The organism is bacterium, assembly GCA_026129405.1.
In the GTDB taxonomy this organism is placed as follows: Bacteria; Desulfobacterota; Binatia; order DP-6; family DP-6; genus JAHCID01.
Window position 1 is genome coordinate 658,369 of record JAHCID010000001.1, and the last position, 15,574, is coordinate 673,942.

16 protein-coding genes are annotated in these 15,574 nt (G+C 73.8%); 12 read left to right on the forward strand and 4 right to left on the reverse strand.

Annotation, left to right across the window (positions count from 1 at the left end):
- Window positions 1-4: 4 nt before the first annotated feature.
- The 4 genes from KIT14_03035 (at window position 5) to KIT14_03050 (ending at window position 3,022) form a co-directional block, all read left to right on the forward strand.
- Window positions 5-1,492: a glutamate--cysteine ligase gene (locus tag KIT14_03035; GenBank protein MCW5889505.1), complete on the forward strand. Its 1,488-nt coding sequence runs from the start codon at window positions 5-7 to the stop codon at window positions 1,490-1,492.
- A gap of 41 nt (window positions 1,493-1,533) precedes the next feature.
- On the forward strand, window positions 1,534-2,082 hold the full coding sequence (locus tag KIT14_03040; protein MCW5889506.1) for an MliC family protein: 549 nt from the start codon (window positions 1,534-1,536) through the stop codon (window positions 2,080-2,082).
- Window positions 2,083-2,148: 66 nt separating this feature from the next.
- Window positions 2,149-2,517, forward strand: a complete 369-nt coding sequence (locus tag KIT14_03045) for a cupin domain-containing protein (protein ID MCW5889507.1) — start codon at window positions 2,149-2,151, stop codon at window positions 2,515-2,517.
- A gap of 64 nt (window positions 2,518-2,581) precedes the next feature.
- Window positions 2,582-3,022, forward strand: a complete 441-nt coding sequence (locus KIT14_03050) for a cupin domain-containing protein (GenBank protein ID MCW5889508.1) — start codon at window positions 2,582-2,584, stop codon at window positions 3,020-3,022.
- Between the two features lie 30 nt (window positions 3,023-3,052).
- On the opposite strand, the gene KIT14_03055 is transcribed toward KIT14_03050, so the two are convergent.
- The gene (locus KIT14_03055; protein ID MCW5889509.1) at window positions 3,053-4,087 is read right to left on the reverse strand and encodes a methyltransferase; all 1,035 of its coding nucleotides are present in this window, start codon (window positions 4,085-4,087) and stop codon (window positions 3,053-3,055) included.
- 77 nt (window positions 4,088-4,164) lie between these two features.
- Window positions 4,165-5,073 carry a haloalkane dehalogenase gene (locus tag KIT14_03060; protein ID MCW5889510.1) on the reverse strand — a complete coding sequence of 303 codons (909 nt, stop codon included), beginning with the start codon at window positions 5,071-5,073 and terminating at the stop codon, window positions 4,165-4,167.
- A gap of 84 nt (window positions 5,074-5,157) precedes the next feature.
- Here KIT14_03060 and KIT14_03065 point away from each other — a divergent pair, with 84 nt between their 5' ends.
- Complete coding sequence (locus KIT14_03065; GenBank protein ID MCW5889511.1) at window positions 5,158-5,973, forward strand: SDR family NAD(P)-dependent oxidoreductase; 816 nt, start codon at window positions 5,158-5,160, stop codon at window positions 5,971-5,973.
- Between the two features lie 5 nt (window positions 5,974-5,978).
- Here the strand turns inward: KIT14_03065 and KIT14_03070 are convergent, their stop codons facing one another.
- On the reverse strand, window positions 5,979-6,584 hold the full coding sequence (locus KIT14_03070; protein MCW5889512.1) for a hypothetical protein: 606 nt from the start codon (window positions 6,582-6,584) through the stop codon (window positions 5,979-5,981).
- 95 nt (window positions 6,585-6,679) lie between these two features.
- Here KIT14_03070 and KIT14_03075 point away from each other — a divergent pair, with 95 nt between their 5' ends.
- The 6 genes from KIT14_03075 (at window position 6,680) to KIT14_03100 (ending at window position 13,260) form a co-directional block, all read left to right on the forward strand.
- Entirely contained in the window at window positions 6,680-7,771 is a 1,092-nt protein-coding gene (locus KIT14_03075; GenBank protein MCW5889513.1) for a DUF2855 family protein, read from the forward strand.
- Between the two features lie 2 nt (window positions 7,772-7,773).
- Window positions 7,774-8,202: a DUF1330 domain-containing protein gene (locus tag KIT14_03080; protein ID MCW5889514.1), complete on the forward strand. Its 429-nt coding sequence runs from the start codon at window positions 7,774-7,776 to the stop codon at window positions 8,200-8,202.
- 92 nt (window positions 8,203-8,294) lie between these two features.
- Window positions 8,295-10,718 carry a DUF3604 domain-containing protein gene (locus KIT14_03085; GenBank protein MCW5889515.1) on the forward strand — a complete coding sequence of 808 codons (2,424 nt, stop codon included), beginning with the start codon at window positions 8,295-8,297 and terminating at the stop codon, window positions 10,716-10,718.
- A gap of 6 nt (window positions 10,719-10,724) precedes the next feature.
- Entirely contained in the window at window positions 10,725-11,678 is a 954-nt protein-coding gene (locus tag KIT14_03090; protein ID MCW5889516.1) for a peptidyl-prolyl cis-trans isomerase, read from the forward strand.
- On the forward strand, window positions 11,675-12,655 hold the full coding sequence (locus KIT14_03095) for a HupE/UreJ family protein (GenBank protein MCW5889517.1): 981 nt from the start codon (window positions 11,675-11,677) through the stop codon (window positions 12,653-12,655). Before KIT14_03090 ends, KIT14_03095 begins: the two co-directional genes overlap by 4 nt.
- On the forward strand, window positions 12,655-13,260 hold the full coding sequence (locus KIT14_03100; protein MCW5889518.1) for a hypothetical protein: 606 nt from the start codon (window positions 12,655-12,657) through the stop codon (window positions 13,258-13,260). The genes KIT14_03095 and KIT14_03100 overlap by 1 nt, the downstream gene beginning before the upstream one ends.
- Here the strand turns inward: KIT14_03100 and KIT14_03105 are convergent.
- Entirely contained in the window at window positions 13,257-13,907 is a 651-nt protein-coding gene (locus KIT14_03105) for a DsbA family protein (GenBank protein MCW5889519.1), read from the reverse strand. The genes KIT14_03100 and KIT14_03105 overlap by 4 nt on opposite strands.
- A 47-nt stretch (window positions 13,908-13,954) precedes the next feature.
- Here KIT14_03105 and KIT14_03110 point away from each other — a divergent pair, with 47 nt between their 5' ends.
- Window positions 13,955-15,526, forward strand: a complete 1,572-nt coding sequence (locus tag KIT14_03110) for a carboxylesterase family protein (GenBank protein ID MCW5889520.1) — start codon at window positions 13,955-13,957, stop codon at window positions 15,524-15,526.
- Window positions 15,527-15,574: the final 48 nt, after the last annotated feature.

A 15,574-nucleotide genomic window follows, 5' to 3' on the forward strand; every position in this document is an offset into this window, starting at 1 on the left:
GCGGATGGGACGCGAGATCGATCGTGAGAGCTTCACCGAGGCGGAGTTCGAGCGCTTCTCCGCCCGGCTTCGCGCCGGCGTCGCGGCTCTCGACGCCCTGCTGGGTCGCCCCGGTTTCGGCGAGGGACCGACCACCGTGGGGGCGGAGCTCGAGCTGTGCCTGATCGACGCCGCCGGACGGCCGCTGCCGCGCAATCGTGCGGTCCTCGATGCCGCCGCGCATCCCCGCCTGACGCTCGAGGCGGACCGCTTCAACATCGAGTGCAACACCGCACCGGTGCCGCTCCGCGGGCGGCCCTTCGCGGCCCTCCGCCGCGACCTCGACGACGTGCTCGGAGCGCTCGAGGTGGCCGCCGCCGCGCAGGGCGCAGGCCCGGTCGCGATCGGCATCCTGCCCACCTTGCGTCCCGACGACCTGACGCCCGCCGCGATCACCGAGAGCCCGCGCTACCGGGCGCTCTCGCACGGTCTGCGACGCCTGCGCCAGGAGGCGTTCACGATCGCGATCGACGGACCCGAGCCGCTGACGACGACGTACGACGACGTCACCGCCGAGGGGGCGAACACCTCGTGGCAGGTGCATCTGCGCGTGTCGCCCGCAGCGTTCGCCCGCACCTACAACGCGGCGCAGATCGCCACCGCACCGGTGCTCGCCGTCGCCGGGAACTCGCCCACGTTCCTCGGGCACCGCCTGTGGGACGAGACGCGCGTGGCGCTCTACCGGCAGTCGGTCGACGATCGCGTCGACGCCGAGCCCGAGGATTGGCGCCCGGCGCGCGTCACCTTCGGGCACGGCTGGGTGCGGCGTGGCGCTGCGGAGCTGTTCGCGGAGAGCGTGGCGCTGCACGCACCGTTGCTCGCCGCGGTCGACGCCGAGGATCCGGACGCGGTGCGCGCTGCCGGCGGTGTGCCGCAGCTGTGGGAGCTGCGCCTGCATCACGGCACGGTCTGGCGCTGGAATCGCGCCGTCTACGACGCCGCCGGCGGCGGCCACCTGCGCATCGAGTTCCGCGCCCTGCCCGCCGGCCCGACCGTGATCGACATGCTCGCCAACACGGCCTTCCTCCTCGGCCTGACGCTGGCGCTCGCGCCCGATGCGGATCGGCTGGTGACCCGCCTGACGTTCGGGCAGGCGCGTCGCAACTTCTACGCGGCCGCCCGCCACGGCGTCGACGCCGAGCTGCTGTGGCCGCACGACGAGGCGCCGTCGCCGCGCCGCTGCTCGGTGGCGACGCTGGTGCCGGAGCTCCTGCCGCTGGCGCGCACGGCGCTGTGCGACGCCGGAGTCGCACCCGACGAGGTCGATCCCCTGCTCGCGGCGATCGCGGCGCGCACGGCGCGACGTCGCACCGGAGCGCGCTGGCAGACCGCGGCGCTCGCGGCCTTCGAGGGCACGGCGGATCGGCCGACGGCTCTCAGGCGGATGCTGGCACGCTATCGTGCGCTCGCTGCGACCGGCGCGCCCGTGCACGACTGGCCGCTGCCGGTGTAGGGCCGTGCACCGGCGCGACGGTCGGTGGTAGGGATCGGGACATGTGGCGAGCCGTCGCGCTGCTGCTTCTGGCCGGCTTCGCGTCCGAGGGCAGCGCCGCTGCCGGCGGCGGGATCGAGGAGATGATCCGCCGGGACCCTGCGCTCGCCGCGCTCGATCGCCGCATGGCCGAGGTCTACGCCGCCGCCTCGAAGAAGACGCCGCCAGCGGCGAAGGCCGAGCAGCACGGCTGGGTGAAGCGGCGCGACGACTGCTGGAAGGCCGAGGACGAGGTCGCCTGCGTCCGCGACGCCTACCGCCGGCGCATCGCCGAGCTCCAGGCGCGCTTCCGGCTCGTGCCGTCGAAAGGGCCCTTCACCTGGCAGTGCGACGACAACGCCGCCAGCGAGTTCGCGGTCACGTTCTTCGAGACCGATCCGGCGACGCTGATCGCCGAGCACGCCGGCGAGACGTCGCTCATGTACCAGGCGCCGAGCGGCAGCGGCGCGCGCTACGAGGGACGCAACGAGAGCTACTGGGAGCACCGAGGCGAGGCGACGATCCGGTGGGGGGACGATGCCCCCGAGCTGCGCTGCCGATCGCTGCGATGAGACGAGGCTGCCGCGGCGAGCTCGAGCCGTTGCGGTGCGCCGCCCGCGCGAGGCAGAACGGCGGGCATGGCCGTCTTCCGCGGAGCGCAGAATCGGGTCCACAGCCTGGAGGGCAACCACGTCGCCGGCGTCGCCACGCCGACCTCGGGGGCGCGTCAGGTCGAGATGTGGCGCGGCCGCATGGACGCGGGATCGGCGACGCCGCCGCACAGCCATGACACCGAGGAGGTCGTGCTGTTCCTCAGCGGCAGCGGCCGCGCGACCGTGAGCGATCGCGCGGTCCGCTGGGCCGCGGGAGACACGCTCGTCCTGCCGCCCGGCGAGGTGCATCAGCTCTTTGCCGAGACGGCGAGCGAGTTCGTCTCCGCCATGCCGGGCGGCGGCACGGTGAAGCTGCCGGACGGCGAGGTGATCGAGCTGCCGTGGCGGACGTGACGCCCGCCGACGGGCGGCTTCCGTGCGATCGTCGCACCGTCCCATGACGTGAAGGGAGACCCGCATGGCTGCCAGGCCGATCGTCGTCGCTCCAGAGGACTACCCGCCCGCGCTCGATCTCGTGGGCGAGCATCTGACCATCCTGGCGTCGGGTGAAGCGACGGGAAGCTACGAGATCTTCCACCAGCAGGGACCCGAGGGCAGCGGCCCGCCGCCGCACAGCCATCCCTGGGACGAGGCGTTCTTCGTGCTCCGCGGCGAGATCGAGTTCGGCATCGACGCCGAGGCGAGGACCGCGCCGCCCGGGACGCTGGTGCACGTCCCCGCGGGGACCGCGCACTGGTTCCGCTTCGGGAAGGGCGACGCCGCGATGGTCTCGCTGACGTCGCGCCTCGGCGCCTCGAGGATGTTCACGGACATGGCGCGCGAGGTGGCGCCGGTGGATCCGGACCTCGACCAGCTGGCCGAGGTCGGCGGGCGCCACGGGCTGAAGATCGAGGTGTGATCGCGCGCCCCGGTCACGATGCGGGGGAGCTCACCCCACCGGCTCGCCCTCGATCACGCACACCGGCGCCATCGTCGGCACGACGCGCGTCAGCCGGAATCCGGAGGCGTCGTAGAGGGCGCGAAACTCGGCTTCCGAGCGCTGCCGCCCGCCGGTGCACACCAGCATGTTGACGTCGTTGGCCGCGGCGCCGCGGCTCGCGAGCGAGGTGTCGACCCGCACCGGGTAGACGCCCTCGACGATCAGCAGGCGCCCGCCTGCGGGCACGACCTCGCGGACGTTGCGCAGGATCGCGGTCGCACGCTCGTCGTTCCAGTCGTGGATCACGTGCTTCAGCAGGTAGGCGTCGGCGCCGGCCGGCACGGCGTCGAAGAAGCTGCCGCCGGCGACGCGCAGGCGATCTCCGAGGTCCGCGGCGGCGACGCCGGCGCGCGCGACGACGTGGGGTTGATCGAAGAGCAGGCCGCGCAGCGCCGGGTTGGCGGCGAGGATGCCCGCGAGCAGCGCGCCGTTGCCGCCGCCGACGTCGGCGAGGGTACCGAAGCGCGAGAAGTCGTACGCCGCGGCCACCGCGGCGGCGGTCATCGGCGCGAACGTCGCCATGGCCTCGTCGAACACCGCCATCTGCTCCGGGTCCTTGGCGATGGCGGCGAACGCGTCGCCGTCGGGGTCGGTGCGCTTGAACGCCGGCTCGCCGGTGCGCACGCACCACTCGAGCTCCTTCCAGCTGTCCTGGATGCGCGTGCCGGCGAAGAGCAGCACCATCGCGCGCATCGAGCCGGGGACGCCCGTGCGCAGCGCCTCGCCGAGCGGCGTCAGGGCGAAGCGCCCGTCGGCATCCTCGGTGAAGAGGCCGCCGCTCGCCAGCAGCCGCAGCACGCGGTGCAACGCCGCGGCGTGGGCGCCGACCTCGGCGGCGAGCGTGCCGGCGTCGCGCGGCCCGTCGGCCAGGCGGTCGGCGATGCCGAGCTTCGCCGCGAGATGGAGCGCGCGCGACACGTAGTGCCCGATCGACATCTGGTAGAGCAGCATCCCCGGGGGCAGCGTCGGTTCGGTGTTCGACATGGAGCCCCTGTAGCGGTTCCGGGGACGGGGGTCTTGGGAAAAAGTCCGCGGCGGCGCCGCCACGGGCGCGCGCGCCGTCAGCGCGTCCCGAGGAAGTCGAGCACGACGCGGGCCAGCTCCTCCCCGCGATCCTCCTGGAGGAAGTGACCGCCGCCCGCGATCGTCGTGTGGGGCTGGCCCTGCGCACCCGGGATGCGCTCGCGCAGCATGCGGTCGCCGCCGCGGTTCGCCGGGTCCTTGTCGCTGAAGGCACACAGCAGCGGGCGCGAGAACGTCTCGAGGACCGTCCAGGCCGCGAGCTGATCGGGCACCGCCGGATCGTCCGGCGTGAGCGGGATCAGGGCGGGAAAGCTGCGGGCGCCGGCCTTGTACGTCTCGTCGGGAAAGGGGGCGTCGTAGGCCGCGGCGATCTCGTCCGTCAGGCCGTCCGCGCAGCCGGAGCGCACGAGGGTCCCGACCGGAAACTCCGGCATCGCCTTCGCCATCGCCGGCCACTCGCGCAGGAACCGGCTGAACGGGCCCTGGCCCGTCGGCATGCCCGTGTTCGCCGCGCTGACGGTGCGGAACCGGTCCGGCAGCTCGGCGACGAGGCGCAGGCCGACGATGCCGCCCCAGTCCTGCGCGACGAGATCGACCGACGACAGCGCGAGGGCGTCGAAGAGCGCGCTCCGCATCCACGCCACGTGGCGCGCCACGGTGTAGTCCTCGTAGCGCACCGGCTTGTCCGAGCGCCCGAGGCCGACGAGGTCGGGCGCGATGCAGCGGTAGCCGGCGGCGACGAAGGGCGGGACGACCTTGCGCCAGAGGTACGACCAGGACGGGTTGCCGTGCAGGAAGACGACGGTGCGGCCCTCGCGCGGGCCTTCGTCGAGGTGGTGCACGCGCAGCGTGCCGCCTTCGCCGTCGGGCACCTGCACGTAGTGCGGGGCGAAGGCGAAGTCGGGGAGGCCTGCGAAGCGTTCGTCCGGGGTGCGGAGGAACTGCATGGCTCGCCCGTCTACCTGTATTGGCACAACGCACGCAATAACACGGTGGACTCCGCGGCGCCGCTGTTGGCATAAAGCGCCGGCATGGAGCTGAACGGTCGAACGGCGGTCGTCACGGGTGCGGCGTCCGGCATCGGGCTCGGGCTCGCGGAGCGCTTCGTCGCCGAGGGCATGGCGGTCGTCATGGCCGACGTCGATCCCGCGGCGCTGGACGCGGAGGTCGCGCGGCTGCAGGCGCGGGGCGCGAAGGTGCTGGGCGTGCGCTGCGACGTCGGCGATCCCGCCCAGGTGACGCTGCTGCGCGACCGCGCGCTGGAGGCGTTCGGCGCCGTGCACCTCCTCTGCAACAACGCGGGCGTCGCCGTCGGCCGGCCGAACCTGAAGACGCGGCCCGAGCTGTGGCGCTGGGTGGTCGACGTGAACCTCCTCGGCGTCGCCTACGGCGTGCACGCGTTCGCGCCGCTCATGGTGCGGCAGGGCGAGGGGCACATCGTCAACACCGCGTCCGAGGCGGGGTTGGTGCCGTCGCCGCTCCTCGGCTCGTACCACGCCACCAAGTATGCGGTGGTGGGCCTGTCCGAGTCGCTCTACCTCGAGCTGAAGGGCACGGGCGTCGGGGTCACGTGCGTCTGCCCGGAGCTGGTGGCGACGCGCATCTTCGAGTCCACCCGCAACGCGCCGGCGGCGCTCGGCCTGAAGCCGCCGCCGAGCCTGCCGATCGAGCAGATCGCCGCGATGATGGGCACGGTGCCGCTGCCGCCGGCGGACCTCGCCGGCATGGTCGCGTATGCCGTGCGCGCGAACCGCTTCTGGCTGCTGACGCACCAGGCGTCGTTCGACCGCATCCGCCGTCGCAACGCCGACCTCGAGGCGGCGCGCAATCCGTCGGACCCGGCGTGAGAGGCTCAGCGTCCCAGGCGGACCGGGCCCTGGAACGAGTCGCCGCTCGTGAAGAACGTGACCCGCGTCGGGCAGGGCAGATCGACGACGAGGTCGGCGTCGAGCGCGACCTCGCGCACTACCCAGCCGTCCGGCAGGACGCGCGGACGGCCGTCCATGTCGCTCGCCGCCATGCGGGCGCCCGCGACGAGCGGGAGGTAGTCGCCGCCGTCGTCGGCACGCAGCACCTCGATCGTGCGGCCGGCCCGGTAGAGGACGCGGTGGTGCTTGTGCACGGGCAGCACGAAGAGGCCCTCGCGCGGCGGCTCGGGGCGTCCCGGGCGCGCCACGCGTGCGAAGCGCACGCCGTCGACCTCCATCGTCTCGACCGGGCCGTCGGCGTCGGCGTCGGGCGAGCGGGCGAAGTACGCCGCGTCGGCGACCGCGCGGCCGATGCCGGTGCGCATGAAGCCCTCCGGCAGCGCGAGCCGCTCGTACTGCTCGACGGAGCACGCGCCCTGGGCCAGCCAGACGTAGCGGCCGGACATGATCTCCATGTGCAGGACGTGGCCGCCGGTCGTCCAGTTGTCGGTCCAATCCGGATTCCCCAGCCCGGGTGAACGGGTCTCCATGCGCGCGATGACCTCCCGTGGCGCGCCGGGTTGACGCGACCAGCACCATATTGGCATTAGCGCTGCCAGAAAGCGACCTGGAAGGAGGCCCCGAGATGAGCTCCGATTTCCTCGTGGATCGTGCCGAGTGGCGTCGTTGCCGCGTGATCGACGCGGCGCCCGAGCCGGCGCCGGGCCCCGGGCAGGTGCTGCTGCGCGTCGATCGGTTCGCGCTCACCGCCAACAACGTCACCTACGCCGTCATCGGCGACATGCTCGGCTACTGGCGCTTCTTCCCGGCGGACGACGGCTGGGGCCGCATTCCCGTCATGGGCTTCGGCGACGTGCTCGCGTCGCGCCACGCCGACGTCCGCGCGGGCGAGCGCGTGTTCGGCTTCTTCCCCATGGCGACGCACCTCCTAGTCGACGCCGGCGACGCCGACGCCGCCAAGTTCGCCGACCTGGCTCCGCACCGCGCCGACACGGCGCCGGTCTACCGCCAGTACCTGCGCACGACGACCGACGCCCTCTACGACCCGGCCCGCGAGGATCAGCTCCTGCTGCTGCGGGGCCTCTTCATGACCTCGTTCCTGGTCGACGACTTCCTCGGCGACAACGGCGGGTTCGGCGCGCGCACGTTCGTCGTCTCCAGCGCGTCGAGCAAGACCGCCATCGCGCTGGCGGCGCAGCTCCGTCGCCACCGGCGCGGCCGGGTGATCGGGCTCACCTCGGCGCGCAACGCCGACTTCGTCCGGGGCCTGCCGTACTACGATGGCGTCGTCGAGTACGACGCCATCGCGACGCTGCCGGCGGACGAGCCGATCGTCTTCGTCGACCACTCCGGCGACCGGGCGGTCGTCGACACGCTGCATCGCCACGTCGGCGACAACCTGCGTCACAGCGCCGTCGTCGGCGCCACGCACTGGCAGGGACGCCGCCCGTCGCGCGATCTGCCGGGCGCCCCGCCCACGTTCTTCTTCGCTCCGGCGCAGATCGAGAAGCGCACGCGGGAGTGGGGGCCTGCCGGGCTCGAGGAGCGTCTCGGCGACGCCTGGCGCGCCTTCGTCGCCTCGAGCGACGCCTGGTTGGAGGTCGTGCGCGGGTACGGCCCCGCCGCCGTGGAGCGCGCCTACCGCGAGGTCCTCGAGGGGCAGGCCCGACCGGAGCAGGGACACGTGCTCTCGATGTGGGACGAGGGCACGCGATGACGATCCGCATCGAGAACCGCCTGCACCCCGACGACGCGCAGATCGCGGCGCTGAAGGAGCCTGGATACGAGGGGCCGATCGCGATGCTGAACCTGCTCAAGTTCCGCGAGCGGGCGGCCTATCCCGACGGGCGCGACGCGGAGCTGTCCGGCCGCGAGGCGTTCCAGCGCTACGGCATGGCGTTCGCGCCGCTGCTCGAGGCCGCCGGCGGTCGCCTGATCTACGGCGGCAGGGTCTCGCTGCTCGCACTGGGCGCGGCCGAGGAGTTGTGGGACGCGGTCGTCGTCGTCGCGTACCCGAGCCGCCCGGCCTTCTTCCGCCTGACGCAGTCGCCGGAGTACCAGGCCGCCGCCGTCCACCGCGACGCCGGGCTCGCCGGACAGCTCCTCGTCGAGACGGTGGGCTTCGGCGCGCACCCCGCGGCGGGCTGAATGCCGCGCCGCGCCGGATTATGGCAGCAGGTCTGCAAGAATCTGCTTGATCCGGCGGGGCGCTCCGCGCGAAGGTGCGCGCGGGGGGAGACATGATGGCTGCACGCGCCGCCCGTCTCGTCGTCGCATCCGCTCTGGGGCTCGTTTGGGGGCTCGTTTGGGGGACCGTGCCGCCGGCCGCCCGGCCGGCGCTCGCTGCGCCGTTCCCGTGGAAACGCACGGAGGTACGTCAGCCCTGCGCCAACGCCGATCCGTTCCGACAGCCGTTCTTCGGCGAGACGCACATCCACACCGCCTACTCGTCGGACGCGGTCTTCGCCGGCACGCAGGAGACGCCGCGCGGCGCCTACCGCTTCGCGCGCGGCGAGGCCGTGGGCCTGCCGCCCTACGACGGGATGGGACAGCCGACGCGCACGGCGCAGCTGCGCCGGCCGCTCGACTTCGTCGCCGTCACCGATCACGCGGAGCAGTTCGGCGAGATCCATATCTGCCTCACCCCCGGCCTGCCGGGTTACGACTCCGCCGAGTGCGTCGGCGCGCGCAACCAGCTGGCGACGCCGCCCCCGCCGCTGCCGTCGCTCCTGCCGCCGATCGGCGTGATCCAGTTCCTCCTCGGCTACGGCGTCGCGACGCCGCCGCAGCGCTTCTCGTGGTGCGGACCGGGCGGCGTCGACTGCCTCGCGCAGGCGTCGCTCGTCTGGGACGACACCCAGGCCGCGGCCGAGGAGTTCTACGATCGCACCGACGCCTGCTCGCTGACGACGTTCGTCGCCTACGAGTGGAGCGCGCAGCCGGGCGGCAACAACCTTCACCGCAACGTCGTCTTTCGCAACGCCGTCGTGCCCGCGCTGCCGACGAGCTTCATGGAGGAGTACACCGCGACGGGCCTGTGGAACGCGCTGCGCACGCAGTGCCTCGACGGCCTGCCCGGCTGCGACGTGCTGGCGATCCCGCACAACCCGAACGTCAGCGGCGGCCTCATGTTCGCGCCGGTCGGCGAAGGGGGTGCACCGCTCACGCCGGACGAGGCGGCGTTCCGCGCCGGCATGGAGCCGGTCGTCGAGATGAACCAGCACAAGGGCGACTCCGAGTGCCGCACCGGGATCGGCGGCAGCACCGACGAGGAGTGCGGTTTCGAGAAGCTGAACCGCCTCCAGCTCTTCGCCCCCGTATCCGATCCGAACCAGGCGTTCCCGCCGCTCAACTATGTCCGCAACGTCCTCGAGCAGGGGCTGCTCGAGGACGAGCGCATGGGCGTCAACCCGTTCCAGTTCGGCTTCGTCGGCAGCACCGACGGCCACAACGCCACGCCCGGCAGCACGGAGGAGGCCGACTTCGGCGACTTCGGCCACGTCGGTCTGCGTGACCATGCGCAGCCCCTCTACATGGTGCAGCGGGTGACGCCGGCGGGCATCGAGGCGACGCCCGGCGGGCTCGCCGTCGTCTGGGCCGAGGAGAACTCGCGCGACGCCATCTTCGCCGCCATGCGCCGCCGCGAGGTGTACGGCACGAGCGGCGGGCGGCCGGTCGTGCGCTTCTTCGCCGGCCGCGAGAGCGGTCTGCGCTGCGGTGATCCCGACTTCGTGGAGAAGGCATACGCCGGCGGCGTGCCGATGGGCGGCGAGATCGGACCCGTGCGCGGCAAGACGAGCCCGCGCTTCGGGGTGCTGGCCTTCCGCGATCCCGGCGCGCCGGGCGTCGTGTCCGCGCCGCTCCAGCGCGTGCAGATCGTGAAGGGCTGGGTCGGCGCCGACGGCCAGTCGCGCGAGCGCGTGTTCGAGGTCGCGGGATCGAGGACCGGTGCGACCGTCGACACGCAGACGTGCACGCCGTCGGGGCCCGGCTACGATTCCCTCTGCGCGGTGTGGAGCGATCCCGACTTCGATCCGTCGCAGCGCGCCTTCTACTACGCCCGCGTGCTCGACAACCCGACCTGCCGCTGGAGCACGTATCTCTGCAACGCGCAGGGGATCGACTGTGCGAATCCCGGTGGGGTCCCGTCCGCGTGGAGCGAGTGCTGCAACCCGGCGGTGGCGAAGACGATCCAGGAGCGCGCCTGGTCGTCGCCGATCTGGTACCGGCCCGAGGGCGTCGTCCGCCTGCGCGGCGGCGTGAAGCAGCATCGGCGCAGCGGCCGGCAGCTCGTCGACCTCCGCCTCCAGCTCGGCGGTACGCCCGTCGGCTTCGATCCCGCGGCGCACGACCTCACCATCGCGCTGCGCGACGACGACGACGTCTTCACCGTCACCATCCCCGCCGGGACGATGCGGGCGGCGGGCAACGGCTCGTTCCGCTACCAGGACGCCGCCGGCGGCCTCGGCGGCGTGCGCACGCTGCGGCTCGATCGCGTCGGCGGCGGCACCACGAAGCTGCGCCTGCGCACCGTGCCGGTCGCGCTGCCGGGCGCCGATTTCACCGATCACTTCATGGAGGTGTCGGTCGCGGCCGGGCCGAGCCGTGTGGTGGTGACGCCGTACTGGCGCGTCGCCGGGGCGAAGCTGAAGACGAGCTTCTGACGGTCGATGCGCCGGCTCCTGCGCCAGCCCCTGCTCCACTTCCTCGCCGGGGGCGCCGTCCTCTTCGTGCTCGTGCGCGGGCCTGCGGCGCCGGCGCCGGCGACACCCGACGTCGTCCCCATCGTCGTCAGCGCCGGCGACGTCGAGCGGCTGCGGCGCGCGCACACGCGCGAGGCCGGTCTGGTCGCCACCGCCGCCGACGAGGCCGGACTGATCGAGCGCGCGATCGACGACGAGGTGCTCTACCGCGAGGCCCTGGCGCGCGGTCTCGATCGCGACCGCAGCGTGCGCAACTGGCTCGTCGAGCAGATGCACGTGCTCGAGCCGGACGCCGCCGCGGACGACGACGCCCTCCTGGCGAAGGCCCGGGCGCTCGGGCTCGACCGCACCGACCTCGTCGTGCGGCGCATGCTCGTCCAGAAGATGCGTCTCCTCGCCTCGCGCGAGGGCGAGCAGCCCCCGACCGACGCCGACCTGGCGACGTTCTGGAGCCGCCACGCCGACGACTACCGCCTGCCCGAGCGCGTGACGCTGTGGCAGGTGTTCGTGCCCGACTACGCCGACGCCGAGGCGCTGCTGGCGACGCTGCGCCGCGGGGGCACGCCGCCCGCGGAGGGCGCACGGCGCGGGCAGACGTTCGCCGCGCCGCCCTACCTCCGCGAGCAATCCCCCGCCGATCTACGGCGCCGCTTCGGTCCCGGCGCCGCCGAGCGGGTTGCCGCCGCGCCGATCGGCGCCTGGAGCGCGCCGATCGGCTCCGCGTACGGCTGGCATCTCGTGTGGGTCGCGTCGCGCACGCCGGGCACGCTGCCGGCGATCGAGACGGTGCGCGGCAGGCTCGCCGAACGCTGGCTCGACGAGCAGCGGACGCAGCGCTTCGCGGCGACGCTGCGGGCGCTGCGCGACCGCCACCCGCTGCAGATCGAGTCCGCCGCCTGGCACGCGCGGAGCCGCTCGTGAGGGGGCTCCTGCTCCTCCTCTGCCTCCTGCCCGTGCGCGCGGCGTTCGGGCACGGGCTCGACCCCGCCCTGCTCTCGCTCGACGGCACCGGCGACGGCCGCTTCGCGGTGACCTGGCGCACGTCGGCCCAGCGTCTTCCGGGCGCCGACGTGCGGCCCATCCTACCCGCGCATTGCCGCCCCGGCGACGCGAGCCCGCCGGAGGCGACGCTCGAGCACGTGACCCTGCGCTGGACGATCGACTGCGGCGCCGCCGGCCTCGTCGGCGAGACGATCCGCGTGCAGGATCTCGACGCCGCGCGCATCAACGCGCTCCTGCGCATCGAGCAGCCGAGTGCGCCGACGATCCAGGTCGTGCTCTCGCCGCGTCACGACGCGTTCGTCGTGCCGGCGCAGCCGACGGCGTGGGACGTCGTGCGCGGCTACGTGGGGCTCGGCGTCGAGCACATCCTCTCGGGCCCCGACCATCTCCTCTTCGTCTTCGGGCTTCTCCTTTTGCTCGCGACGCCGCGCGCCCTGCTCGCCGCGGTGACGGCGTTCACGGTGGGACACAGCCTCACGCTGTCGGCGGCGGCGCTCGGCCTGGCGACGGTGCCGTCGCGTCCGATCGAGGTGCTGATCGCGGCCAGCGTGCTGGCGCTGGCGGTGGAGCTCACCCGCGACGGCGGCGACACGGCGATGCGGCGCTTCCCCTGGATCGTCGCGCTCGGCTTCGGCCTGCTGCACGGCTTCGGCTTCGCCGGCGCCCTCGCCGAGACCGGGCTGCCGCCGGGCGACATCCCGCTCGCGCTTCTTGCGTTCAACACCGGCATCGAGCTCGGCCAGCTGGCGTTCATCGCGGCGGTGCTGGCGTCGGGCGCCCTGGCGTGGCGCGCGCTGCCGGCGGCCGCCGCCTGGGCGCGCCGGCCCGCGATCTACGCGATGGGCATCCTGGCCGCGTTCTGGTGCTTCGAGCGCACGGCGGTCTGGCTCGGCTGATGGTCTGGCTCGTCGCGCTGCTGCTCTACGCCGGCTTCCTCGGCTGGTACCAGAACTGGCGCGGGCCGCTCACGCCCGCGGAGGTCGAGCGCTTCATGGGCCAGCTCGAAGCCAAGAGCCTCGGCACGCCGGCGGAGCGCAGCCACATCCGCGCCTTCCTCGCGGCCGACGACGGCGGCGAGTTCCACATGCTGAACCTCGTGCGCCTGCACGCGGAGCAGGTGCCGAACCCGGTCACGGGCGAGCTGCAGACCGGGCGCCAGCTGCTCGAGGGCTACACGGCGCCGTTCGTGCGCGCGCTCTTCCGGCGCGGGGGACACCCGGCCTTCCTCGGCTTCCCGATCGGCGACGTGGTCGACACCTGGGGCGTCGAGCCGCCGCCGCGCTGGTCGCTCGTCGGCATGATGCGCTACCGCAGCCGCCGCGACATGATCGAGCTCGTCGTCTCCGACCGGTTCTCGTCCGTGCACGTGCTGAAGCACGCCGCGATGCCGGCGACGACGTCGTTCCCGATGAGCCGCACGCGCTTCATGATGGGCCCGCGCGTGTGGGTCGCGCTGCTCCTGCTGCTCGGCGCGGCGCTCGTGAAGCTGGCGCTGCGCTAGGCGCGCTCGCGCAGGCCGCGCTGGCGCAGGCGCCACAGCAGCAGCTCGATGCGGTCCTGCCCGAAGAACGCCTCGTCCTCGAACACCATCGTCGGCACGCCCCAGTGGCCGGCGGCGGTGAGCGCCTCCTGGTTGGCGGCGATGATCGCGTCGTAGCGGGCGGGTTCGGCCTCGATCGCCGCGTCCATGACGGCGAGGTCGCAGCCGGCGCGGGCGGCGGCGTCGGCGAGGCGTGTCCCTTCGTTCCAGTCCGGCTCGCCGCCCCAGATGAGGCGCGACACCTGGTCGACGAACGCGAGCCCGCGGCCGCGCAGCGTCGCGTCGACGCCGAGCCGCGTCAGGCGGTAGATGTACGGCTGCTCGGGCGAGACCTGGCGCGTGGCGTAGTCCTGCACGATCGGGTCGGGCTGCGGCCAGCCGTAGGGCAGGCCGAGAAACTGCGCGATGCGGTAGGTGTCGCGCATCAGGTAGGGCGGCCAGAGCGGGTTCACGTTGGTGAAGAAGTCCTTGATGCGCACCGCGATCGGCAGCACCGGGCGGACGCGGACGTCGACCTCGTAGCGAGCGGCGATGTCCACCAGGCGCGGCGTGGCCAGGTACGAGTACGGGCTGCGGAAGGACCAGAAGACGTCGACGGCGAGGGACATGCCGGCGGTGTAGCACGGGCGGATCGTCCGGCGTGCGCGCCTCTGCTATGGCCACGCGCGTGCGGCGGCCCGCGACGGCGTTCCTTGTCCTCGTCCTGGTCGCGGCGGGCGCGGCGGCCGCAGCGGCGCCGGAGGTGCGCATCGAGGCCGGGGTGCTCCGCGGCATGACGGCCGGCGGCGTCGATGCCTTCAAGGGCATCCCCTACGCCGCCCCGCCCGTCGGCGACCTGCGCTGGCGCGCGCCGCAGCCGGCGGTCCCGTGGCCCGGCGTGCGCGACGCGACCGCCTACGGCCACGACTGCGTGCAGTTGCCGGCTCCCGGCGACGCCGGGGCGTCCGGCTCGTCGCGCGCCGAGGACTGCCTCGTCCTCAACGTCTGGCGTCCCGCCTCCGCCGGCCCCGGGCGGCGGCTGCCGGTGCTGGTCTGGATCCACGGCGGGGGCTTCGTCAGCGGCGCGGCGTCGGTGCCGCTCTTCGACGGCAGCGCCTTCGCGCGCGACGGCGTCGTGCTGGTCGGCATCAACTACCGTCTCGGCCGCCTCGGGTTCTTCGCCCATCCGGCGCTCACCGCCGCCCACGAGGGGCCGCTCGCGAACTATGGGCTCATGGACCAGCTCGCCGCGCTCCAGTGGGTCCGGCGCAACGTCGCGGCGTTCGGCGGCGATCCCGACGCGGTGACCGTCGCCGGCGAGTCGGCAGGCGGCATCGCGGTGATCCATCTGCTGACGTCGCCCGCGGCGCGCGGGCTCTTCCGGCGCGCCGCCGTGCTGTCGGGCGGCGGACGGACGTACCTGCTGCCGCAGCGCGCGCTCTCGGCGACGACGGGCTCGCTGCCGTCCGCCGAGGCCAGCGGCCTCGCCTTCGCCGCGAGCGCCGGCATCACGGGCACCGACGCCGCCGCGCTCCGTGCCCTGCGCGCGCTGCCCGCCGAGCGCGTCAGCGGCGATCTCGGCATGGCGGCGCTGCTCGACCTGCCGGCGACGTACACGGGCGGCCCGGTCCGCGACGGCGTCATCGTCACCGCGCAGCCCGAGGCGGCGTTTCGTCGCGGCGCGTTCGCGCCCGTGCCGCTCGTCATCGGCACGACCCAGGACGACCTCGGCGCCGGCCCGCCCCCCGCGGACTTCTTCGGCCCCGACGCCGAGCAGGCGCGCCGCGCCTACGATCCGGGCGGGAGCCTCGGGACGGCCATGGTCGCGGCGCTCGTCGCCGAGGACCTGACCATGCACGAGCCGGCCCGCTTCGTCGCACGCGCGATGACGCAGGCCGGGGCGCCGGCCTGGCTCTATCGCTTCGACTACGTGGCCGAGGCGCTGCGCGCGCAGACGGACAGCGCCGGCCACGCGAGCGAGCTGGCCTACGTGTTCGCTCGCCTCGACGCCCGCTACGGATCGGCCGTGACCGACGCCGATCGCCGTATGGCGGCGCTCGTCCATGGCTATTTCGCCAACTTCGTCCGCCACGGCGACCCGAACGGTCCGGGCCTGCCGGCCTGGCCGCGCTTCGATCCCGCGGGCTTCGACCTGATGCTGTTCACGGCGACGGGCGCGCGCGTCACGCCCGATCCCTGGCGGGGGCGGCTCGCCCTGGTCGAGCGTGCCCTCGCCCGTCGGCAGTAGCTCCTGCCCGGCGTGCCGACTAAGGACCTCCCGTGCCCGCAAGCGCGT